Raw genomic sequence first — 21,574 nt, 5'->3', positions numbered from 1 at the left:
TTCGGCTCATATCAAATCCGGATGAACGATCGCAATAAGCAGTAGTGCGACCAACAGGAGTCGCGAGGGGGACTCCCTACTAGGACTACTGACTTCGATCTGCGATCGCTTTCTTGGCTAGTTCGATCTGCCGTCGCTTTTCTTGTTGGCGCGATCGCTTTTCCTCAGTAAGGCTGTCAATACAGTAAGGACAAGAAATCCCCTCCTCGTAAGCTGGAGAGGCTTTATCTTCGTCGGAGATAGGATGTCCGCAGCTACAACACATATCATAGCTGCCGATTTCTAAACCGTGTTTCACTGCAATGCGTTCGTCAAAAACGAAACATTCGCCCTCCCACAAACTCTTTTCGGCTGGAACTTCCTCTAAATACCTTAAAATGCCGCCTTTGAGGTGATAAACTTCCTGAAAGCCTTGTTGCAGGAGAAAAGACGAGGCTTTCTCGCAACGAATTCCCCCCGTACAGAAAAGTGCCACTTTTTTATGCTGACTGGGATCGAGGCGAGCGCGAACGTATTCGGGAAATTCTCGAAAGGAGTGAGTTTGGGGATCGATCGCGCCTTTAAAGGTACCAATCTTAACTTCGTAGGCATTGCGAGTATCGATAACGAGAACGTCTGGATCGGAGATTAAGGAATTCCATTCCTGCGGGCTGACATAGATGCCGACGCGATCGTTGGGATCGACTTCCGGTACTCCCAGCGTAACGATTTCTCGCTTGAGACGGACTTTCATGCGCTCGAATGGAGGAGTTTCAGCCTGGGATTCTTTGTGTTCCAAATTGGCTAAACGCTCGTCCGATCGCAAAAAAGAGAGCGTTGAATCAATGCCCTCACGAGACCCCGCGATCGTGCCGTTAATTCCTTCTAAGGCAAGTAGAATCGTTCCTTTAATGCCATGCGCCTGGCAATGAGCAAGCAGCGGGGCTTGTTTGGCAGCAAAATCGGGCAATCTGACAAATTTGTAGAAAGTAGCAACGATTTGAGTCATTTGATTTTGGATTTTGGATTTTGGATTGGGGATTGGTTAGTAGTTAGTGATTAGTTTTTTCCCTGTTCTCCAGTCTTCCTTGTCTCCTTGTCCCCCCGTCTCCTTGTCTCCCCGTCCTCCTTCTTTTATCGTAGAGTAAAGTTTGTCTTCGACGGTTGCTAAAGCGATCGCTTTGGTAAAACTATTGATATTTTTTGAAATTTAGGTGTATACTGATAAAGGTGCGTAAATAGCGAGGGGGTATAGCTCAGTTGGTAGAGCGCCTGCTTTGCAAGCAGGATGTCAGCGGTTCGAGTCCGCTTACCTCCATTAAAAAAACATTATTAGATATACTCGAAAAACCTGGCAAGTTTTCGCAAACACGAATGCCTGGTCTATTTTAGCAATCCCTTCGCAAATGTGGCAGAGAACGTTTAGACTATTGGTAATTTGTTTAAATCAACTCTAGAACATACGACAGAAGAGAAAGCATGAAGCAACGTGGCGTAACCATCTGGTTTACCGGTTTGAGTGGTGCTGGCAAAACCACCATTACCAGAGCATTAGAACAGAAACTGCGCGAACAAGACTATCCGGTAGAAATCTTAGACGGAGATGTGGTGCGCGAAAACTTAACTAAAGGGTTGGGGTTCTCGAAAGAAGATCGAGATGAGAATATTCGTAGAATTGGGTTTGTTGCTAACCTGCTGACTCGTCATGGAGTGATAGTTTTAGTCTCAGCGATTTCCCCCTATCGAGAAATTCGAGAAGAGGTCAAACAACGCATTGGAGATTTCGTTGAAGTATTCGTTAACGCTCCCTTGGCAGTGTGCGAAGATCGAGATGTTAAGGGGCTATACAAACGAGCAAGAAATGGGGAAATTAAATCATTTACCGGAATTGACGACCCTTACGAACCTCCCCTCAATCCCGAAGTCGAATGTCGCACCGACCAAGAAACGATAGAAGAAAGCCTTGCTAAGGTTTGGCAAAAACTTGAAGAAATGGGCTATCTTCGTAAAGCGGTGACGGTATAAACAGTCGTCGGTAAGGGCAAGGCACGCCTTGCCCGTGTAGTTTTTGGTGAATCATGTTCTCAACGATCGAGTTTTCTAATCCCTGGCTAGTTGCTGTTGGACTGAATACAGTATTACTAGCGATCGCATTCCTAGCTCCCAAAAAATTACTGACTCCAGCTGGATATTTAAACGCCTGGTTTTTAGGCGTTCTGATTTGGGGAACGCTGGGATGGCAAGGATATGCGATCGTCATGTTCTACTTCCTAGTCGGTTCGGGTCTAACCTATGTCGGCATGGCGCAAAAGGAAGCAGAAGGCATTGCAGAAGAACGTTCTGGCACGCGAGGACCGGGGAATCTTTGGAGTTCGGCATTGACAGGAACCATCTGCGCTGTGGCAAGCTTATTTGTAGATACGCCGATTCGAGAGCTATTATTACTAGGCTACGTTGCCAGCTTCGCGACTAAACTCTCCGATACCACGGCAACCGAAATCGGAAAAGCCTATGGAAGAAGAACTTTTCTGATTACTACCCTACAACCAGTCGCACGGGGAACAGAGGGAGCAATTAGCTTAGAAGGAACGATCTCAGGGATTGTCGCCTCTGGGGCGATCGCAACTTTGAGTTGGGGAATCGGTCTGATCGATCCTATCGGGATAGCTTTGTGTGTCGTTGCTGCTTTTGTCGCGACCAGTGTAGAAAGTCTGATCGGCGCAACGATAGAATCTAAATTGAGTTGGTTGACCCATGATGTTGTCAATTTTCTCAATACTTTAATTGGCGCGATCGTGGCGATATTAACGGCTTCAATTTTTTTGATTAATTTACAAACTAATTAATTTAATATAATCTCCGCTCAAACCGATTTGGGATCGAACCAACTCGGATCGAGATAATTAATCCGCGCATAGGGTTCTAAAGCCGTCAGAACGCGATCGCCATAACTGCGATAATTGACCCGATTATCCAGCAGAGTGACAATTCCCTGAGACTCGCGCAAAGGCATGACGGCGCGTTGAATTTCTCTTAAAGCCGTAGGCAGAAGATAAAGACGAAACCAATCTTGACGCTGACGCTTATAATACGCTACTCGCCCCGCTACGAGGGGATTTTCTAGGGAAGGAATGGGTAAAGTGGCAACGATGAGAAGTTGGGGAGTAGGAAATCGTTCTTGATTGTCGCACCAAAATTGCCAGCCAGACACTAAAATGCCGTTTTCTGCTGGGGTTGTCTTCTCAACCCGAACTCTAGAGCCAAATTCAGCCGCCATAGTCGCCCCTACTCGCGCTTTTAAAGGGACATCTTCAACCAACACGACGATGAGTTTTTTAGTGCGATCGCAATATCTTACCAAGGTGCGGACTTCTTGCATTAGCGCCCCCTGAAATTCAGGCGTATTAGGCAGGGGAAAACGTTCTGGTACGTACAATTGAATGTATTCATTCTGTCGGTTGGGAAGGAATTTCAGGCACAGCAGATCTCCCAACCCCAATTGCTGGCGGTAAACGGGGGCATTTTTATCGCTATCTAAAAAACTGCCAATTAAAACGACTGGCTGTTGCTCCCAAACTTGACTCAGGACGCTAGCAACCTCTATAGGCGCAACGTGTAGCGTAAAATGTCTGCTGTCCCTGTCGATAGATGCCCACATCATCTGTCCTTTCGTTTGCCACCGATGCCAAAATCGCGCGAAGGAGGGAATTAAGGACGATTGCGTCGCTAAAGTTGACAATAAGCGTCGCAAGCTTTCTGTTTCGGCATCTTCTATGAGATAGCAACCATAAGGATTTTTGGGGCGAGCAAAGATAGCTTTGGTCAGTTGGACTCTGACATCTCGAATGAAGTCTGCGTGGCGGGGATAGCTTTGTACGAGATCGTCCCAGTGCCAATCTTCGATCGCGGCACTCAGGCATTCTCTGGCCCATTCTTCTAAGTCATCGGCGCGATCGATTACGGTAAGAATATTTTGAGGAAAGTGCCCTAAATTTTCCAAGCGATCTGCCAGCCAAGCTTGAGGCGAAGTCAGCATCAGTCCTCCAAACCCTTCCAACCAGCGATCGACCGTGCGAATTTCTTTGTGAGTTTGCAACCATTCCTGAAGTTGAGGGATTTCGACCTGTAATAAGTGTTGTTGGACTGATTTAGGCACAACCAGAAGCACTGGAGTATCGCTTAGCAGCGCGGGGGTTAGATAGCTGAGACAATATTGGGTTACAGGACTCCCCGTTTGGATGAGTGCGGGACGTTGCAGTCGCAAGGCACGAGAAATTATCCTTGCCATGGTTAAATGGTGAGGCCAGTTTGACTTTCCCCGTTCTCGGAGAAAGGAAAGCAGCGACGAATGAACTTCAGCCTCTAGGAGTGGTGCCATGGCAGTATGGACAAATCATAAGGGAACGCTAAAGGAGCTATAGTCTAGCATAAAAAATTTTTGGAAAGGCTTTGTGTTAAAGAGCGGTCTTTAGAAGTCGGAAATCGGAATTGACAATTGAAATGTCGCAATAGAACAGCACCACCTAAAATAAAATTCATGCAGTATCAAATCTCACTCCCAGAAATTCCTCCTTGCGCCTGGAAACGTCCCATCGGTTTAGGTTGGGACAAGCCCTACACCGTTCGCTACGCTAGCAATCTCGACGATGGTCCTTGGCATGGAATGCCTTTGGGCGGATTCGGTGCGGGGTGTATCGGTCGTTCTAGTCGAGGCGACTTTAACCTCTGGCACCTCGACGGCGGCGAACACGTTTTTCGCTCTCTTCCTGCCTGTCAATTCAGTGTCTTTGAACAACCAGAAAACGGAGAGGCGCAAGCTTATGCCATGTGTACCGAACCGCCAGAGGACGGGACTTTATCTCGGTGGTTATGGTATCCGAAAGAAAAAGGAACTTACCATGCCCTCTACCCCCGCAGTTGGTATGAATATAAAGGAATCTTTCAATCGGAACTCGTTTGCGAGCAATTTTCTCCTATTTGTGCGAGCAACTATCAGGAAACAAGCTACCCCGTTGCTATTTTTGAATGGACGGCACACAACCCAACCGATAAACCCATCACCCTCAGTATTATGCTGACTTGGCAGAATACAGTTGGTTGGTTTTCCAATGCCATTAAGTCTCCCACCATACAAGTGCGAGATGATGGCAGTCCCGAATATGAATACCAACCCCGTTGGGGCGACAGTACGGGGAATTTCAATCAATGGATTGTCGATAATTTTCGCGTTGGTTGCTTGCTCAACCGCATCCGACTCCATGAAGACGAGATTGGCGAGGGAGAAGGACAAATCTGTTTTGCCAGCATTACCAATCCTACGATAGAAGCTTCCTATCTCAGTCGCTGGAATCCTGACGGCGATGGTTCCGAGGTCTGGGATTGCTTTGCCGCGAACGGATCTTTACCCGACACAGAAGACGAAACGCCTGCCGAACCGGGAGAGCAAATTGCTGCTGCTATGGCAATTCGCTTTACCGTTCGTCCCGGCAAAACTCGCAAGATTCCCTTTATTTTGGCGTGGGATTTGCCGATTACAGAATTTGCCGAAGGGGTGAAATATTATCGCCGCTACACCGATTTTTTTGGGCGCACGGGAACTAATGCTTGGGCGATAATTCGCACTGCCCTCAAGCACGGAGATATGTGGAAGGAACGGATTGAGGAGTGGCAGTCGCCGATTCTCAAACGCGAGGATTTGCCAGATTGGTTTAAGATGGCGCTGTTTAACGAGCTATATTTGCTTGCCGACGGCGGAACTTTATGGACGGCAGCAACCGAAGATGATCCTGTCGGACAGTTTGGGGTACTCGAATGCATGGACTATCGCTGGTACGAAAGTCTGGACGTGCGCTTGTACGGGTCGTTTGGACTGATGATGCTTTGGTCGCGTTTAGATAAAGCGGTGTTGGAGGCGTTTGCTAGGGCGATTCCGACGGGAGACGATACGCCTCGAATTATTGGATATAATAAAGCCCCAGCAATACGCAAGGCTAAGGGGGCAACGCCGCACGACTTGGGCGCACCGAACGAACATCCTTGGGAGAAGACCAATTACACTAGCTATCAAGATTGCAATCTTTGGAAGGATTTAGGTAGCGATTTTGTTTTGCAGGTGTATCGGGATTTCGTGCTAACGGGAGCGAAAGATGTCGCTTTTTTGTGGGAATGTTGGCAATCAATCGTAGAAACCCTCGCTTATTTAAAAAAATTCGATCGCGATGGCGATGGCATTCCCGAAAATTCTGGCGCACCCGATCAAACCTTCGACGATTGGCGATTGCGGGGGATTAGTGCTTATTGCGGCGGATTGTGGATAGCGGCACTAGAAGCTGCGATCGCTATTGGCAAAATTTTAATCGAAAATCCGCCCAGCAATCGGGATCTAGAGCCAGAAAATTACCCGCAATCGCTCCAAATTACCATTCAAACCTATCAAAATTGGTTGCAAGGAGCGCGATCGCTCTATCACGAAAAACTCTGGAATGGAGAATATTATCGTCTCGACAGCGAAAGCGGTTCGGATATTGTCATGGCAGATCAATTGTGCGGCCAATTTTATGCCCGCCTGTTAGGATTGCCAGATGTCGTAGAACGGCAATATGCCGAATCTGCCTTGAAAAAAGTCTATGAGGCTTGTTTTTTAAAGTTTCAAGACGGTAAATTCGGGGCGGCAAATGGAGTCAAACCCGATGGTTCGCCAGAAGATCCTAAAGCCACTCATCCGTTAGAAGTTTGGACGGGAATTAATTTTGGGCTGGCTGCATTTCTGTTGCAAATGGGAATGAGAGATGAGGCATTTAAGCTAACAGAAACTGTCGTGCGGCAAGTGTATGAAAATGGCTTACAATTCCGCACGCCCGAAGCGATTACAGCAGCAGGAACCTTTCGAGCGAGTCATTATTTACGCGCTATGGCGATTTGGGGAATTTATGGCGTTTTGACCGAGTTTAAAGAGATCGAATAAGTTTAGGATCGGATTGATAAGCCATCTGATTTAAATTGTGAAAAGTAGTGCGAGCATCTTGCTCGCGTGCGATTGTCTCGCACGCGCACGGTCAGATACTTGCACTACTAACCATCTTATAAATCATCTAGGATCGCTATAGAAAACAGGAGGGATTAAGATTGGCAAGAGTCCGCGTTCGTCAACACGTCAACCCACTCAGTCATAAATATCAAACTCCGATTCCACCTCCCAATTGGTATCAAATTTATGCCTCTGTGACTCAGCCATTACACCTCGATATTGGTTGTGCGAGAGGGAAATTTTTATTGCAAATGGCACACCTACACCCGCAGATTAATTTTTTAGGTGTGGAAATTCGCCAACCTCTAGTAGACGAAGCAAACGAACATCGCGATCGCATGGGATTGACTAACCTTCATTTCCTATTTTGCAATATCAATAACTCGCTCTCTTCCTTACTCGAATCTTTACCGGCCGGGGTTTTAAAATGGGTTAGCATTCAATTTCCCGATCCTTGGTTTAAGCAGCGCCACATGAAACGCCGAGTCGTACAGCCAGAGTTAGTCGATCTCCTGGCAACTCATCTGGTAGAGGAAGGAATCGTTTTTCTGCAATCGGATGTGGAATCGGTCGCTATCGAAATGCGCGATCGCTTTTTATCCCATCCTCGCTTCCAACAACAGCATTCAGAACTCTGGCTAGAAACCAATCCTTTTCCGGTTCCCACCGAACGAGAAATCGCTACTCTCGCTCATAAAAAACCCGTTTATCGAGTTTTAATAAAAATTGCGAAATGAATTGAGATCATCGTAGAATTTGCACGGGCATGACGAGATAAGTCATTTTTAAACCGCCCAGCGGCGTAACAATAACGGGTTGATTGCCTTCATTTAATTGCATCTGAATATCAGAAGATGGCAATGCCTTCAATCCATCCATTAAATATTTAATATTAAAAGCAATTTCCAGGCTATCCCCAGTAATTTCTGCACTCATGGATTCCTTGGCACTGCCCAAATCTTGAGACTCTACCGATAAAGATAATTGTCCGCGATCGCGATCGATGGTAAATTTAACCAAATTATTTTTTTGATCGGCTAGTACGGCAACTCGTTCTAAACTCCCAATCAGTCGCTTGCGTTCTACCGTCACCGTTCTGGAAAATTGTCGGGGAATGAGTTGTTGATAAGCTGGATAAGCTCCTTCTAATTTCAGACTGGTTAAACGGCGATCGCCCAATTCAAAGATAGTTTGACTTTCATCGACATATAAGGCGACACAATCAGTCGCTTGAGCCGTTGCTAGCATTCGTTCTAATTCTCGTAAAGCTCTAGCAGCAATAGTAACAGCAAAATTGTCTGAGGCGCGATCGCCTACTTCTGTATTTTCCAATAGAGTTTCCACCACTGCCAAGCGATGTCCGTCGGTTGCCGCAAATTCTAAACTATCTTGAGATCCAGCTAAATGCACTCCAGTCAACACTTGCTTGGTTTCATCGGTGCTAGCAGCAAACAACGTCCCTTTTAACCCGTCGCTCAAAGCCGATACGGGGAGTACGATGCCTTCTCCCTTTTTTACCTTCGGCAATTCAGGAAATTCCGTCGCGCTCATACCCCTGATTTGAAAGCGTCCGGAACTAGAAGTCAGGATAGCGAGCGGATTTTCTTCTTCTTCGTCTTCAGACGCCAGCGTAATTTCCTCTTCTGGCAACCGAGCTACGATATCGTTGAGGATTTTCGCGGGTAAGGTCAGTTTTCCCCCTTCGCTCACTTCGGCACTAAAACTGGTACGAATGCCGAGGCGACTATCGAAGGCAGTTAAACTGACTCGTTTCCCTTGCGTATCTGCTACGAAGAGAACGTTACCTAAGACGGGATAGGTAGGACGAGAAGGAACGGCACGACTGACCAGGGATAGATTAGCGTTCAGGTCGCTTTGAGAGCAAGTAAATTTCATCGGCAATCAGAATCGAGTTTTACCATAGAACAATAGTACTATATGCGATCGCGAGGGATCTTTCTTTGTCCATTCAACCATTCTTTTTCTAGTTTTTATCCTGTGGAAAACTTGTGGAAAATTCCCTCTAATTTTCCACAGAGTATATATACTTAATCTCTGATAACTCGTCTTCTCGCTCGAGCAAGCGATCGTAAAGGTCTAATACCAATTTTCAGGTTTTCGCGATCGACATTCTTCTCCCCTCTCCCTATTTGGGAGAGGGGTTGGGGGTGAGGGCGATCGACCATCTCTGTCATTAATGAATGAAAAATGATATAATCATAGAGAAAAACTTTCTTGAATAAAAGAAGTTAGAGTTTCTACGATCGTCCAATGAGAGCTGACTCCTAAAGAAAAACGAAAGCCGAGCCAGTGGCAGAAAAGCAGATTGTATCGTGAAGAAGTCGGATTCAGATCTGTCAGATGAGCCGCCTGCCAAAGATTGCCAACGCCAAACGCAAAGCATATCCGAACTTTAGAGCTCGGATCTAATTATCAATTAATAATTATCAATTATCAATTTTTGCCTTTTGCCTTTTTACTTCCGCGCAGCGGTACTAGTTACAGCGTTTTTTGTCGGAGGACTTCTTCTTCGATAAGGGATTGGAAGCGATGCAAACTTTCCACTAGATTCGCCTCTAACCAGCGATCTATCCCGATAGCTTCAAGAAACGCACCCACGATTCCTTTTGGCAGTTCGAAGGCAAGGGTGAGACGTAGGCGACATCCCCGCTCGGTCGGGAAGAATTCAGCACATCCAAAGTTGGGCAATCCAGAGACCGACTCCCAGGCAATCAGCTTCTGCGGGATGCGCTGGGTAATGCGTGAAGTCCATTCGGTCAGCAGAGGAAATCCTAGACCAAACTTCCAGCGTGATAACTCTTCGGTTCCCGGCAGGATCTTGACCTCCTTTACCAAAGGTATCCAACGCGGCACATTCTCGATATTTTTCCAAAGGTCGTAAACTTCCTCCGTCGAACAAGCAACCTCTACTTCCACACTGTGCTCGCTCATCATAATTTCACTCCATCGAGAGGGCTATGCAATCATGGTCAATTAATCAACCCGTTCTGAGCATTGGTTTTTGTTGGGGCGACGCAGAAGCTTCTAAGGGATCGTAGCCTAGCTGTTGAGCAATCCGTTCTCTAGCTAGGGCGCGGTACTCCCAAAAATGCTCTCCAGCAGCGCACAGACCTAAATACAGATTGAGAACTTGGGGCTTGTTCAGCAAAATCGTCCATAATTGTCGCCAAAACTGTCTCCGAATTTCCGGTCGGCGGATACCCTGATGCCAGATTAATTGAGTCACCAGCCGCAATCCCTTGCCGATAGGAAACTGCATTGTTTGCTTTTGTCTTAAACGTAAACCCAGACTAAGACATTGTTGGTAACAGCGCCTGAGATAGTTGGTAGGTTCATATAATTTCCATAAGCCTTCTACATACTCTCTAGCAATTTCTGCAATAGGACGGGTAGGAATGAAATTCATCAAAGTATTCTGATCTCCCGTCGGATGGATGCTGTCGCCCTCAATTAAACGCTGCTCTCCCTTGAGACGATTCCAGAGTGCCGTGTTGGGCGGAGCTTGAAGGATACCCAACATCGGTTGAGGAATACTGGTTTCTTCCACAAACTCTTGAATCCTCTCCCCCGCACCAGAACGCTCTCCATCAAAACCGAGGATAAATCCGGCATAGATCAGCAAACCGGCTTTATTAATCTTGCGACAGGCTTCCACCAGTGGATTGCGAGTATTTTGCAGTTTGCGCGTCAGTTGCAAACTATCTTGGTCAGGGGTTTCAATCCCCAGAAAGACGGCATAAAACCCTGATTCAACCATCAGGTGCAGTAATTCATCATCTTCTGCCAAATTGACCGAGGCTTCAGTGATGAAAGTAAATGGGTAATTGCGCTGCTTCATCCAAGGAATCAATTCTCTTAAGAAGCGTTTGACGTTGCGCTGATTGCCAATAAAGTTGTCATCGACGATGAAAACCGAACCGCGCCAGCCCAAGTCATAGAGGGTCTGCAACTCTGCTAAAATCTGGCTCGGTTCTTTCGTGCGGGGTTTGCGCCCGTAGAGAGAAATAATGTCACAAAATTCGCAGTTAAAAGGACAGCCGCGAGAAAACTGTACCGCCATCATTAAATAAGCGTCTCGCTCGAGCAGGTCAAAGCGGGGTATGGGGCTGAGTGTCACATCTGGTTTTTCAAGGGAACGGAAAGTTCCCGCTGGTTCGCCTTGAGCGATCGCATCCAGAAACAGGGGAACTGTCAATTCTCCTTCATCGAGAATAAGATAGTGTGCGCCGGATTCTAAGGCATCCTGGGGAACAGAGGTGGGGTAGGGACCTCCAACCGCTACTTTTTTACCCAACCGCACGGCTTTTTGAATCAAGGCGTGGAAATCGGATTTCTGCACGATCATGGCAGAGAGGATGACCAGATCGCACCACTCCCAATCGGCTTCTGTTTCTGGATTGACGTTGCGATCGTAAAATCGAATCTCCCAGTTTTTTGGTAGGAGGGCTGCGACAGTAATGATGCCAAGAGGTGGAATGACGGCTTTAAGTCCAGCGATTTCCATGAAGCGATCGTAAGACCAAAAGGACTGGGGAAACTTAGGGTAGAGTAATAGGGTTTTCATAAGCTCCTCAACAGATAGAGGGTTGAAATAACCGAGTTGGCGATCGCGTCGTTGCCGACTTCAATAAAATAATAAGATGCAGGTCTGCACGATGCAATACATCCTCGATCCGGTCAGACCTACATCACGCTATCAGTCTTTATTACTCTAGGCTTCCCTACCGTCGTAGAAGCCGCCGATGCGATGGTTAAAGCTGCCAGAATCGTCCTTGTCGGGTATGAAAAAAATGGTAGCGGTCGCGCGACGGTAATTATCAGAGGGAATGTATCTGAGGTGCAAGCCTCTGTTGCTGCGGGGGTTGAAACGGTCAAGCGAGTCAATGGCGGACAAGTTCTCTCCACTCACATCATTGCCCGCCCTCACGAAAACCTAGAATATGTTCTACCGATGCGTTACACCGAAGGGGTCGAGCAGTTTCGAGGGTAGGTGATGTTGGCAAAATCTATCTAAAATCTAATAATTTTTAATTAGCACTACCTAGGCGGTGGTTCGTCATATCTCTTGGGATCTTTCTTTTGCTTCTTAGTCCCATCTGATTGTTTTTTCTGTTTTTTAGATTCTCTATTGCCTTTTTTCTTTGACATAACGATTCCTAAATTGAATACTTAACACCAGAGAGGTAAGATGAACCAGTCGTCTAAAATATCTGGTAGAAGGCAATGTTTAACTCTCTCTGATTCGCGATCGGCGAAGTTGAGAGAGTCGTTTACTTTCCTATTTACGTACTAGGTTGAGTAGTTCTTTTGGCGATGCCAGTAGGTCAATCGCTACAAAGAAAATCTGGTCTTGAGGATCGAGTAAAAACCGCCAGGCAATGTTCATGCCAACACTAGAACCAAACCAAGGAGTTTGGACTTTGCCTGTAACTTTAATGGAGGTATATCCCTCTTCCATTGACTCAATAGTGCCTCGTTCTGGCATTAATTTGAGTCCCTGGCATTCTTCCCGCATATAGGCAAGGACGGCTCCGCGACCAATTATTGGTTTTTGGAAGGGTGGTTGCAAAGCACCATTAAGCGCGAATAGGTTAACAGCCCCTTCAAAGTCGTTAGCATTCATGTTGTTGATGTAACTTAGCACTGCGGTGTTAGTCACGCCTTCAATAGACGCTTGGGTACGAGCTGCTATCGTAGTGGGGACAACTACAAGTTCTCGAACTTTTTGGCGACTGCCAGAAGAATTTGAGTCAAATCCCATATCAACGACAGCATTACGCAAAATGGTAATTTGCTGTCCTGGATCGGCTGCTTGAATTGCTCTTAGCACCGCATTACCTTCATCGGAAAGCTGATAGCCTTGGGGAATTGGAGCTACAATCCCTTGTTCCATCCATTCTCCCAACTGATTCCAGAAGCCCAACTTCAGATTCGTGGTGAAGGAGCCATAAGAACGGCAGATGGGAGTGTCGGTATTGTTGGCTAGATCGCACATAACTTGCGTTTGCTCGGCAGGAGTCATCTGTTTGATCTGGTTAAGCAGTTTTTGGGCAAAGATCATACTGGTTGCGCCAGGAGCAGCAACCGTAATTGTTTTGCCCATTTCGGTATAGGCAAACCAGATTAATGCCAGTTGGTCTTCGGCATTGAGTCGCTCGAATCGCTCAATTGTACTTGGAACAACGCTTGCAACCTGAGTGTCAGAAAAAATAGACTGAGCGGACTTGATGGTAATAGACATGAGATCGATACTCCAAAAGTGGATTAAACGTGCATTGAATCGCCCAGAAATTTAGAGGAAAACCTCAATAAAAGTTGAAAAAAACTGTATGCAAATTGATATCTGCAATTAAACTGAGAACCCGTCAGTTGGATACTTAGCCTTTTTCCAGGCGGATAGACCACCAATTAGTTCAGAAACATTTTGATAACCGGCTTCACGCAGTTTGGTTGCTACCACAGCAGTTTGCTCATCCGTCTCTGCGTAAACATAAATGTCACGGCTCGATTCGAGGCTAGCAAGGGTAAGATCGGCAGGCTCGTCCATCGGCATAGGAATAGAACCCGTGATATGACTAATATTGAAGGACTCTCTGGTTCTTACGTCAATGATAGTTAGGGCTGGTTCGCCCCAATCGAGACGTTTTTTCAGATGACCAACGCCGGACTTATTCTGAATTGGTTCGGGAATGGGAATAAGTTTAGAAAATATAGCCATGAATTTCCTTCGGCACATTGCCGACTAAATCCTTAACGGGTGATGGAACAAAGTTGTAACGGTTTGAGAGCATCGATCGCGCTTTAGATCGGTGTCTTTTGTCGGCTTTATTTAAAGACTGTGCCTGAATCTAGATTCCATTCATGCCTCAAAAAATGTCGGTACATTGTTTCCCGAATCATCATTTGCTCATGCAGCATAATTAAAAACTCTTGAGCTTGTTCGCGAGACATATGCTGCACTTGGTCAGCAAAGCTTTTGAGGTGAAATTCCTGTTCTAAAGATAGTTCGGTTGGTTGATTTATCACTGTCTCCTGTGCCAATACTAAGGCGAAAACTAGAGCATCAATGGTAGCTAGATATCTTGGACTGGAACGAAATACCTAGCTCTGGTTACGCCTAGCTGATAGCAAATGCAGTCAGCAATGTGATGGCAACAAGTAGAGTAGCTCCTGCTCCCAAGGAGACATAACGCTTTTGCTGTTCTGGTGAGGGATAATCTGCCAAGTACATATCGGGTTCGGTTGCGTAGTTATTGATGATTCCCTCATCATCAATGGTGTAACCTTTTGGGAGAGGTGTATTAAGTAGTTGACTGTTATCAAAACTTGGATTGACTCGTATCTCAGCTGGAATTAATTCACTTCCATCACTAATATGATGCGCTACTACCTTATCTCTAAGGGTGATGGTTTTGGGTGTATTTTGTTTGTTCATGTTCAAAGTATAACATTTTTTAAAAAAACTTGCTTGCAACAATAATATTTAGTAAGATTTGAGACTCCTAATGATTGAGCGCAGTGTGTAAGTAGAAGTTGCTTGTTCGGTGGAGGAAGTTTACCTTAATGTCAGCAGAAGGCTACTGCTAGACCATCGGTTACGGGGAGGATAACTCTTAAAGCGGCAAGCCTGCGCTGCCGCACGAGCCTCATGAATGCTGACCCAACGCATCTAATGAAGGGATCGATGCTCTCAGTAGTTGGTGCATGCTGGCTGGATGAGCGATCGCCCAAAGGTTCAGACCCAGACAGACGCAGGCTAGGGTTAGCAAAATGTAGGTCGCAGCCATGACCACTCCAACGATGAACCAACTGAAGACGTGCAGCAGCATGGTCAAGGCAAAAAAGCTGGCAGTAACCATTGCTTGCCGCACTTGGGCTTGAGGGCGAAGTCGTCCTACCAGCAATACTGTTCGTAAGGTTAACAGCAAATTTGCTGGCACCATTAAGGTACAAATTGCGACGCAATGATTGCGTGAAAACTCAAACAGAAGATTTAGATCGAACATTAGTGTATCCTCATAACAAAAGTTAACAAAATGGCTTCAAAATCTTAAAATTTTGGATTTTCGCTATTTTTGAGCTTCTGCGATCGCAACAGTTCGCTCCCATTTAAAATTACTGTTCGGTTGGTTGGTTATTACAGATAGTGCTTTTGTCTATCAATAGACATAGGGGCAGCCATCAGTAAAATCCTCTCCAGAAGCCTTGGAGCAATACGGTTACACCACACCGCTAAATGGCTTTGCCATCCTACCAAGATTTCAGACGATTCCTCATGCAGTCCGGCAACGAGTACCTGAGCTACTTTCTTGGGAGTTATGGGCACTACCCACCGAAACCGCTGAAATTCTTGCACCATGTCAGTATCGGTCAGAGATGGCAGCAAAGCTATCACTCGAATATTGTAGGCAGCTAGTTCGCCGCGCAAGGATTGGGTGAAGCCTAAAACCGCAAACTTCGTCGCTGAATAAGTCGCCATCGTTGGTGCTGCTACCTTGCCCATCAAGCTAGAAACATTCACGATTCTTCCTTCCCTTTGTGCTGCCATGCGGCGGGCAATACAACGGGTGACAGTTAAGTTGAGACTCAATAGACTATTGATGGACGTAGAGCATAGGTATTTTCGTCTCCTAGATCTGAGCATTAACCAGAAGTTACTCTGCCATCACACTCTAACAAGGGGATCGCCGATCTGCGAAATTTCTCAATAGAAACCAGGGATTGTAATATCTTTATACACAGTTCTCAGAAACTTGGCATTCCAGTCAGGGGGCAAAAATACTTGTATAACCTTTGCGGTAAAAAGGTTATACCCTAATTTGTTTTTGGTTCCTCAGCGAAGAAAACTATGAGTGTATGAATTGCGATCGCGCTTTCTGCCCCAATTGCCATTCATTCGGGCAATGATTTGTCCTTTAAAGACGCGATCGCTTTCCTTAACATAAAGCTTAACAATATGAAGAGCGGCGAATTGATAATTGTTTGGTGATTTTTGGCTCGCAAATGCGATCGCTCGTCTGTAGGATGCTTGGCAATGCATCCTACAAACTGAAATTTAAGCTGATTTTACTAATTCTTTCACCTTACTCATAATGCTTGCCGGATCGATGCCTTGATGCGGGAATTGTTCCCACAGACCGCCGCAACCTTCTCGATAAGTGCCAAGATAAGCGTATTTGGGAGTAAATCCGCGCTCTAAGAGCCAGGAACCAAAACGGCTGCCCAATCCCGTTCGACGGTTGAACGATTCTATCACAAGGGCAAAGGGAGCATTGCCGATTTTTGCCATCATTTCTTCATCGACAACGTTTAGGGTTGGCTTGTTAATTAACCCTACATCTAGCCCTTCTTGTCTGAGACGCTCTACGGCATCGAGGGAACGGTAGAGAGCATCGCCAAAACTAATGATATAACCTTGCGTCCCCTCGCGAATCACCTCGTCTTTACCAGGAACAAATTGGTAGCCGCTGCCAAAGAAGTCGTTGCCCTTGCTGTCGAGAATATTGGGAACTTTAGAACGGGTAGAGAAAATAAACCGCAATCCAGGATCGAAGAACACGGCTTCTACGCAGGCTTTCATCTGATTTGCATCGGCGGGGAAGTACAGCCGTGTTTCGTAGCCGTCATCCAAGCCATTGTCGGCGAACATATTATTTAAACCGAAGTGGCAGGTGTTATCTGCCATGTCATCTATGCCAGCGTGGGAAAAATGGCAAAGAACGTTGGAGTAATTTAGCCTTGCCATCGTGATTTCTGAGACGCACATTTCCAAGAAGGCGCTGAAGGTGGCGAAAATCCCTTGCTTGCCCTTCTCCATGCCAAACCCGGCAGCAGCCGAGAAGTTGCCTCTCTCCATGATGCCGGAGGGGACAAATATTTCGGGATGGGCATCGCGAATCTTCTTCAAACCGCACGATCCTTCTAGATCGCTATCGATAACTCTTACGGTTTGCTTGCGCTCGGCTTCGCTCATGCGATTTAAAATTTCAACCACCGCTTCTCCAAACACGTTGCGGTTTGCCCCTAATTTGCTGCTAGAGCCAAGAAAAGTATAGGTTTGTTTGGGTTTCTGAATGCTGTTGAGGTATTCGACAGCAGCTGTTTGTCCGCGCGATTCGAGATATTTAATTGCTAATTCTACCGAAATTACGTCGTGACCGTGGTTGGAGCCTTCTAACCCTTCAATGCCAGGGCACATGGGGCGTTTGTTGATGAGAGCGATCGCGCCGGGAGTATTTACCGCTTCGCACAGGCGACGATAGAGATCGTCTACGTCTTCTCCATCTCCTTCTAGTACCTTCAACCCATGACCTGTTAAAGTTTTGGCGACGCTGAAGCCGGGTAAGTATTTAGAAGGATGTCCGGCAATGGTGACATCGTTGTCGTCAATAATCAGCTTGACGTTGAGATTCTGGGCAACAGCCAAGCGAGCCGCTTCGGCATCGTTGCCTTCCTGCTGGGAACCATCGGAACCGAGACAGAACACTATCTTGCCTGGATTTGCCATTGCCACGCCGTTGACGTAGGGCCACATATGCCCCAGTCGTCCAGAACTAAACTTCACGCCGGGAGTTAGTCCCAATTCAGGATGTCCTGGTAACTTGGAATCGGCTTCGCGATAGCGGAGAAGCTGTTCGGCTGGAAGTTTGCCATGTAAAACAGCCATTAGGTATTGGGTGGCTACTCGATGTCCTGCTTCATCAAAGAAAATCGGCACAAATTTATCCGATGCACCCTGGAAGAAAGCATCCAGGATAACTAGTTCTGGCACGGTGTCGTATGGTCCGCCCGTGTGACCGCCTACTCCTCTGGCAGCACCAGTTGCCGTAAAAAAGACGATCGCATCGCGGCAGAGTTGAATATTCGCTTTCAGGATCTCTCGCTGCTCGCTCGTCAGCGTGGCATTGGCTGGATCGAGTTTGAGAGGTTGATAAGCGCCGAGATCGATGGGAAAGCGAGTATTGGTAATAGTCATAATTGGTTTCCTGAATGCGTGTGAATTGGAAAGCGGCTAGAACAGCGCAGTCAAAATTAATACACCTATTTTTGCGTGAATATGCTTGAATTCATATACAAGTACTGATAAACATGCATAAACCCGCACGTAAATAAGTATAAACTCACAAACGTGCAAATTCAAGATCGAACACGCAACTTCAGGCAAATTAAGAATGCTAACCGCAGAACGACGACAATACATCTTGAACATTCTTCGCCGCGACAAAAAGGTGCTTTCATCGGAGCTGAGTACCATTTTGCAGGTTTCTGAGGATACAATTCGTCGGGATCTGCGAGAATTGGCAGAATCTGGTCTATTGCAGCGCGTTCATGGCGGAGCACTCCTCGTTTCTCCCGCGATCGCGAGTTATGCCGATCGCCAAAAGCAAGCACCCAAAGAAAAAGAAGCGATCGCTCGTGCAGCAGCCAAATTAGTTTGTCCGGGGCAGGTAGTCATTTTAGATGGCGGCACGACAACCCTTCAGGTAGCCCGTCATTTACCGCTGGATCTACAAGCGACAGTTATAACCAATAGTCCTCCCATTGCCGTCGCTTTAGCCGACCATCCCCTGATCGAAGTGGTCGTGTTGGGCGGACAACTCTACAAAAAAGCCTTGGTAAACATCGGTGCTGCTACGATTGAGGCATTGCGATCGATTCGAGCAGATTTGTGCATGTTAGGGGTGTGTAGTCTGCATCCAGAAGTTGGGATTAGCGTAACGAACTTGGACGAGGTGCACGTCAAACGAGCGATGATTGCTGGCGCAGCGGAGGTAGTTGGATTGGTGACGGAAGCGAAATTAGATACCGCCGCTCCCTATGTGGTGGAGTCCATTCATGCACTGACTTACCTCGTAACCGCACCAACAGTACCCGATGAAATGCTAGCCGCTTACAAAGCTTTAGGTTTGGCGATCGTCCGCGACGAGTCGGTGTAAGCGATCGAATAATACTTATCCTAAATAGAAAAAGCGATCGCGCTACTAAGAACCGTCGCGTTTTGTTTGACTGACAGGCTAAATAAAATAACATGACTTTAAATGTTCTCAAGACCCGATCGCGCTATCGTGCGTCTAATTAGCTGACCTATCTTGCTTTAGAAATTTTCTATGCTCTCTAAACTTCAATCTCGAAAAGCGAACCGTATTTGGCTTTATTTATTGCTGATCGCGATCGCGATCGCGATGCTATTTCCACTTTTGTGGTTGTTAGGTACGTCGCTGAAATCGCCCACCGAAGACATATTCGGCTTCCCGCCTAAATTATTTCCCACCCAGCCAACCTTCCAAAATTTCCAACAGGTTTGGCAAAATTACCCTTTTGGACATTATTTACTCAATAGTACGATTGTTGCCGCCCTCACCGTTGGTTTAAATCTGTTATTCTGTTCTCTGGCTGCCTATCCTTTAGCTAGGCTAGATTTTCGGGGACGGAACCTAATTTTTGCTGGGATTGTCTCCACGATTATGATTCCCTTTCAAATTGTCATGATTCCCCTGTATGTTCTCACGGTGCAGCTTGGCTTGAAAAACTCTTATCTAGGAGTCATTCTTCCCAGCATCGCCACGGCTTTCGGAATTTTCTTGCTGCGACAGGCATTTCAAGGCGTTCCCAAGGAGTTGGAAGAAGCAGCACGCCTCGATGGCAGTTCCGAACTGGGCATCTGGTGGCACGTCATGCTACCCGCCGTTCGTCCCGCGCTAATAACACTCGCGATTTTTGTCTTTGTTGGTTCCTGGAGCGATTTTTTATGGCCCCTAATCGTTCTCGATCCCGGATCTAACTCCATGACCCTACCTGTAGCCCTTTCTTACATTGCCAACCCTCGCAATCAGGATTGGCGACAGTCGGCGGCAGGTGCGGTAATTTCTATCGTACCTGTTCTTTTCCTATTTCTGTTGCTACAGCAATACATCATCCCCACGGATACGGGTAGTGGGGTTAAGGGTTAATTGAATTACTTAAATCCTTTTGCGCGAGAAGATTCCGACCAAACAAGCAATTCTCCATAACGGTAATGGTGTAATCTAGATTGCCAGAGCCAAGGATATTGCTAGACCAAGCGATTGCGATCCTGGCGTCTAGCGTATCTTTAACACTCCCACCGCTAGGTTGGGCTAAGATAAAAGCGCGATCGCTCTCATCAAAATTAGAGCAATTGTGGCTCTAAGTGTATGCATCCTTCTCATCAAAATCAAGCCCAATGGCTCAACCGAAGCCTACTACTGTTTGCCCTCGAACGAGACGGCATTCTTTCACGCTTCTTTCGACTGGCATTTATCAATATTCTTTCTAATTTGATGGTGCCCTTGGCGGGCTTTCTCAGTGTCGCCTTTCTCGGTCACTTATCAGAAATCCGCCATCTGGCTGGAGTTACGCTGTCTACTATTTTGTTCAACTATCTCTACCGAACCTTGGGTTTTTTACGCATGAGTACTACTGGCGTGACGGCTCAAGCAGTAGGACGAAAAGATCGAGAGGCGGTTTTGACCATTGGTTTGCGAAGCGGTCTAATTGCCCTATTATTGGGCATGATAATTTTGATTTTACATTCTCCCGCACGCATTCTTGGATTTGCCCTACTGAGCGCCGCCCCGGAGGTGAAAGCGTCGGGGCAAGCTTATTATGATGCCCGAATTTGGGGCGCACCTGCCACCCTTCTCAATTTCGTCCTAGTTGGTTGGTTTTTGGGACGCGAGCAAAGTGGCAAGGTTTTGTTTCTATCTATCGTCGGCAATGGAGCCAATATTTTGCTCGACTACATTTTAATTGTCCGCTGCGGGTGGGAAAGCGTGGGAGCGGGCTTAGCTACGGCAATCAGCCAGTATTTGATGTGTCTGGTGGGGATGATTTTAGTTAGTCGAGAAGTTCGCTGGCAGGAAATTCGATCGCTCGCGGGAAAAATTCTGGCTGCCTCTGCTGTGAAAGAGTCTTTCAAGCTCAATAGCAATATCTTTATTCGGACTCTAGCTTTTCTTTCTACCTTCTCGCTTTTTACCAATCTCAGTTCGGCAATGGGAACGATAGTACTAGCCGAAAATGCTTTGCTGTTGCAGGTCATCACGTTGGTAGTCTACGCGATCGATGGGCTTGCCTATGCAACCGAGAGCCTAACAGGAATTTTAACAGGTCAACGAGATAGCGATCGCCTGCTTCCCCTATTGCGCATGGCTGGCGAGACTAGCTTGCTGGTAGGGCTAACCTTAGCGCTATCATTCGCCCTCTTTCCCGACTCCCTATTTGGATTGCTGACTAACCACGCCGAAGTTCTCGACAGTCTCAATCGCGATGTTTTCTGGCTCTTACCCGTGCTGGGATTTGGCGCGATCGCGTTTGTGTTAGACGGTTATTTTCTGGGGTTGTCTGAGGGAGCTACGCTACGAAACACAGCCCTAGCTGCTACTTTAGTTGGTTTTGCTCCGATCGCGATCGCAGCATGGCTATTCCATAGCAGTTCTCTATTGTGGTTGGCAATGTCCGCTTTCATGGCAGCAAGGGCAGTCCTGCTAGCAGTACGAGTGCCGAGAATGCTCAAAGGATAGATGGCTG

General features: G+C 46.7%; 21 protein-coding genes, 1 tRNA gene and 1 pseudogene. 9 read left to right on the top strand and 14 right to left on the bottom strand.

Annotation, left to right across the window (positions count from 1 at the left end; genetic code table 11):
- Positions 1-85: 85 nt before the first annotated feature.
- Positions 86-988: an oxygen-dependent tRNA uridine(34) hydroxylase TrhO gene (gene trhO, locus NIES593_RS01575; protein WP_139253600.1), complete on the bottom strand. Its 903-nt coding sequence runs from the start codon at positions 986-988 to the stop codon at positions 86-88.
- A gap of 236 nt (positions 989-1,224) precedes the next feature.
- On the opposite strand from trhO, the gene NIES593_RS01570 reads away from it, so the two are divergent.
- The 3 genes from NIES593_RS01570 to NIES593_RS01560 all read left to right on the top strand — a co-directional run bounded on the left by NIES593_RS01570 (position 1,225) and on the right by NIES593_RS01560 (position 2,825).
- Positions 1,225-1,297, top strand: a tRNA-Ala gene (locus NIES593_RS01570).
- Positions 1,298-1,425: 128 nt separating this feature from the next.
- Positions 1,426-2,004 carry an adenylyl-sulfate kinase gene (gene cysC, locus NIES593_RS01565; protein ID WP_281250694.1) on the top strand — a complete coding sequence of 193 codons (579 nt, stop codon included), beginning with the start codon at positions 1,426-1,428 and terminating at the stop codon, positions 2,002-2,004.
- A 53-nt stretch (positions 2,005-2,057) separates the two neighbouring features.
- Positions 2,058-2,825 carry a TIGR00297 family protein gene (locus NIES593_RS01560; protein WP_073597895.1) on the top strand — a complete coding sequence of 256 codons (768 nt, stop codon included), beginning with the start codon at positions 2,058-2,060 and terminating at the stop codon, positions 2,823-2,825.
- Positions 2,826-2,842: 17 nt separating this feature from the next.
- Here NIES593_RS01560 and NIES593_RS01555 read toward each other — a convergent pair whose 3' ends face one another.
- A complete protein-coding gene (locus NIES593_RS01555) occupies positions 2,843-4,357 on the bottom strand; it encodes a helicase C-terminal domain-containing protein (protein WP_073597894.1) in 1,515 nt (504 codons plus the stop codon).
- A gap of 159 nt (positions 4,358-4,516) precedes the next feature.
- Here NIES593_RS01555 and NIES593_RS01550 point away from each other — a divergent pair, with 159 nt between their 5' ends.
- Both NIES593_RS01550 and trmB read left to right on the top strand, forming a co-directional pair.
- A complete protein-coding gene (locus NIES593_RS01550; protein ID WP_073597893.1) occupies positions 4,517-6,943 on the top strand; it encodes a GH116 family glycosyl hydrolase in 2,427 nt (808 codons plus the stop codon).
- Positions 6,944-7,104: 161 nt separating this feature from the next.
- Positions 7,105-7,743, top strand: a complete 639-nt coding sequence (trmB, locus tag NIES593_RS01545) for a tRNA (guanosine(46)-N7)-methyltransferase TrmB (RefSeq protein ID WP_073597892.1) — start codon at positions 7,105-7,107, stop codon at positions 7,741-7,743.
- A gap of 7 nt (positions 7,744-7,750) precedes the next feature.
- Here trmB and dnaN read toward each other — a convergent pair whose 3' ends face one another.
- The 4 genes from dnaN to NIES593_RS01530 form a co-directional block, all read right to left on the bottom strand.
- Positions 7,751-8,902, bottom strand: a complete 1,152-nt coding sequence (dnaN, locus tag NIES593_RS01540) for a DNA polymerase III subunit beta (RefSeq protein ID WP_073597891.1) — start codon at positions 8,900-8,902, stop codon at positions 7,751-7,753.
- A gap of 152 nt (positions 8,903-9,054) precedes the next feature.
- Entirely contained in the window at positions 9,055-9,201 is a 147-nt protein-coding gene (locus NIES593_RS23860; RefSeq protein ID WP_175561003.1) for a hypothetical protein, read from the bottom strand.
- 304 nt (positions 9,202-9,505) lie between these two features.
- Positions 9,506-9,958 (bottom strand): SRPBCC family protein, encoded by a 453-nt coding sequence (locus tag NIES593_RS01535; protein WP_073597890.1) that lies wholly within the window; start codon positions 9,956-9,958, stop codon positions 9,506-9,508.
- 46 nt (positions 9,959-10,004) lie between these two features.
- Positions 10,005-11,591 (bottom strand): B12-binding domain-containing radical SAM protein, encoded by a 1,587-nt coding sequence (locus NIES593_RS01530; protein ID WP_073597889.1) that lies wholly within the window; start codon positions 11,589-11,591, stop codon positions 10,005-10,007.
- 123 nt (positions 11,592-11,714) lie between these two features.
- On the opposite strand from NIES593_RS01530, the gene NIES593_RS01525 reads away from it, so the two are divergent.
- Positions 11,715-12,017 (top strand): carbon dioxide-concentrating mechanism protein CcmK, encoded by a 303-nt coding sequence (locus NIES593_RS01525; protein ID WP_073597888.1) that lies wholly within the window; start codon positions 11,715-11,717, stop codon positions 12,015-12,017.
- Between the two features lie 288 nt (positions 12,018-12,305).
- On the opposite strand, the gene NIES593_RS01520 is transcribed toward NIES593_RS01525, so the two are convergent.
- The 8 genes and pseudogenes from NIES593_RS01520 to NIES593_RS01485 form a co-directional block, all read right to left on the bottom strand.
- Positions 12,306-13,268: an orange carotenoid protein N-terminal domain-containing protein gene (locus NIES593_RS01520; RefSeq protein WP_073597887.1), complete on the bottom strand. Its 963-nt coding sequence runs from the start codon at positions 13,266-13,268 to the stop codon at positions 12,306-12,308.
- A gap of 108 nt (positions 13,269-13,376) precedes the next feature.
- Positions 13,377-13,745 carry a rhodanese-like domain-containing protein gene (locus tag NIES593_RS01515; protein WP_073597886.1) on the bottom strand — a complete coding sequence of 123 codons (369 nt, stop codon included), beginning with the start codon at positions 13,743-13,745 and terminating at the stop codon, positions 13,377-13,379.
- A 107-nt stretch (positions 13,746-13,852) separates the two neighbouring features.
- A complete protein-coding gene (locus NIES593_RS01510; RefSeq protein ID WP_073598047.1) occupies positions 13,853-14,050 on the bottom strand; it encodes an NblA/ycf18 family protein in 198 nt (65 codons plus the stop codon).
- Positions 14,051-14,144: 94 nt separating this feature from the next.
- Positions 14,145-14,462, bottom strand: a complete 318-nt coding sequence (gene psb34, locus NIES593_RS01505) for a photosystem II assembly protein Psb34 (RefSeq protein WP_217651780.1) — start codon at positions 14,460-14,462, stop codon at positions 14,145-14,147.
- A gap of 211 nt (positions 14,463-14,673) precedes the next feature.
- Positions 14,674-14,970: a hypothetical protein gene (locus NIES593_RS01500; RefSeq protein ID WP_245817214.1), complete on the bottom strand. Its 297-nt coding sequence runs from the start codon at positions 14,968-14,970 to the stop codon at positions 14,674-14,676.
- A gap of 194 nt (positions 14,971-15,164) precedes the next feature.
- A pseudogene (locus NIES593_RS01495) lies at positions 15,165-15,617 on the bottom strand (SDR family NAD(P)-dependent oxidoreductase); the annotation flags it as partial.
- Between the two features lie 243 nt (positions 15,618-15,860).
- Entirely contained in the window at positions 15,861-16,067 is a 207-nt protein-coding gene (locus NIES593_RS01490; protein WP_073597884.1) for a M23 family metallopeptidase, read from the bottom strand.
- A 15-nt stretch (positions 16,068-16,082) separates the two neighbouring features.
- Positions 16,083-18,002: a transketolase C-terminal domain-containing protein gene (locus NIES593_RS01485; protein ID WP_073597883.1), complete on the bottom strand. Its 1,920-nt coding sequence runs from the start codon at positions 18,000-18,002 to the stop codon at positions 16,083-16,085.
- 196 nt (positions 18,003-18,198) lie between these two features.
- On the opposite strand from NIES593_RS01485, the gene NIES593_RS01480 reads away from it, so the two are divergent.
- The 3 genes from NIES593_RS01480 to gntT all read left to right on the top strand — a co-directional run bounded on the left by NIES593_RS01480 (position 18,199) and on the right by gntT (position 21,567).
- Positions 18,199-18,963, top strand: coding sequence for a DeoR/GlpR family DNA-binding transcription regulator (locus NIES593_RS01480; RefSeq protein WP_073597882.1), 765 nt, complete (start codon positions 18,199-18,201; stop codon positions 18,961-18,963).
- A 171-nt stretch (positions 18,964-19,134) separates the two neighbouring features.
- Entirely contained in the window at positions 19,135-19,977 is an 843-nt protein-coding gene (locus tag NIES593_RS01475) for a carbohydrate ABC transporter permease (protein ID WP_073597881.1), read from the top strand.
- Between the two features lie 222 nt (positions 19,978-20,199).
- Positions 20,200-21,567, top strand: a complete 1,368-nt coding sequence (gntT, locus tag NIES593_RS01470) for a guanitoxin biosynthesis MATE family efflux transporter GntT (protein WP_073597880.1) — start codon at positions 20,200-20,202, stop codon at positions 21,565-21,567.
- The last annotated feature ends 7 nt before the right edge of the window (positions 21,568-21,574 follow it).

Origin of the sequence: Hydrococcus rivularis NIES-593 (assembly GCF_001904635.1) — a bacterium.
GTDB lineage: Bacteria > Cyanobacteriota > Cyanobacteriia > Cyanobacteriales > Microcystaceae > Hydrococcus > Hydrococcus rivularis.
The sequence above is the reverse complement of the archived record's forward strand: the minus strand, read 5'-3'. Positions and strand labels throughout refer to the sequence as shown.

What these genes read in the sequence shown, in the direction of transcription:
- trhO (WP_139253600.1), bottom strand. Translation starts at nt 988, where the DNA reads ATGACTCAAATCGTTGCTACTTTCTACAAATTTGTCAGATTGCCCGAT.
- NIES593_RS01560 (WP_073597895.1), top strand. Translation starts at nt 2,058, where the DNA reads ATGTTCTCAACGATCGAGTTTTCTAATCCCTGGCTAGTTGCTGTTGGA.
- NIES593_RS01555 (WP_073597894.1), bottom strand. Translation starts at nt 4,357, where the DNA reads ATGGCACCACTCCTAGAGGCTGAAGTTCATTCGTCGCTGCTTTCCTTT.
- NIES593_RS01550 (WP_073597893.1), top strand. Translation starts at nt 4,517, where the DNA reads ATGCAGTATCAAATCTCACTCCCAGAAATTCCTCCTTGCGCCTGGAAA.
- dnaN (WP_073597891.1), bottom strand. Translation starts at nt 8,902, where the DNA reads ATGAAATTTACTTGCTCTCAAAGCGACCTGAACGCTAATCTATCCCTG.
- NIES593_RS23860 (WP_175561003.1), bottom strand. Translation starts at nt 9,201, where the DNA reads ATGACAGAGATGGTCGATCGCCCTCACCCCCAACCCCTCTCCCAAATA.
- NIES593_RS01535 (WP_073597890.1), bottom strand. Translation starts at nt 9,958, where the DNA reads ATGAGCGAGCACAGTGTGGAAGTAGAGGTTGCTTGTTCGACGGAGGAA.
- NIES593_RS01530 (WP_073597889.1), bottom strand. Translation starts at nt 11,591, where the DNA reads ATGAAAACCCTATTACTCTACCCTAAGTTTCCCCAGTCCTTTTGGTCT.
- NIES593_RS01520 (WP_073597887.1), bottom strand. Translation starts at nt 13,268, where the DNA reads ATGTCTATTACCATCAAGTCCGCTCAGTCTATTTTTTCTGACACTCAG.
- NIES593_RS01515 (WP_073597886.1), bottom strand. Translation starts at nt 13,745, where the DNA reads ATGGCTATATTTTCTAAACTTATTCCCATTCCCGAACCAATTCAGAAT.
- psb34 (WP_217651780.1), bottom strand. Translation starts at nt 14,462, where the DNA reads ATGAACAAACAAAATACACCCAAAACCATCACCCTTAGAGATAAGGTA.
- NIES593_RS01500 (WP_245817214.1), bottom strand. Translation starts at nt 14,970, where the DNA reads ATGGTGCCAGCAAATTTGCTGTTAACCTTACGAACAGTATTGCTGGTA.
- NIES593_RS01490 (WP_073597884.1), bottom strand. Translation starts at nt 16,067, where the DNA reads ATGCATTGCCAAGCATCCTACAGACGAGCGATCGCATTTGCGAGCCAA.
- NIES593_RS01485 (WP_073597883.1), bottom strand. Translation starts at nt 18,002, where the DNA reads ATGACTATTACCAATACTCGCTTTCCCATCGATCTCGGCGCTTATCAA.
- NIES593_RS01480 (WP_073597882.1), top strand. Translation starts at nt 18,199, where the DNA reads ATGCTAACCGCAGAACGACGACAATACATCTTGAACATTCTTCGCCGC.
- NIES593_RS01475 (WP_073597881.1), top strand. Translation starts at nt 19,135, where the DNA reads ATGCTCTCTAAACTTCAATCTCGAAAAGCGAACCGTATTTGGCTTTAT.
- gntT (WP_073597880.1), top strand. Translation starts at nt 20,200, where the DNA reads ATGCATCCTTCTCATCAAAATCAAGCCCAATGGCTCAACCGAAGCCTA.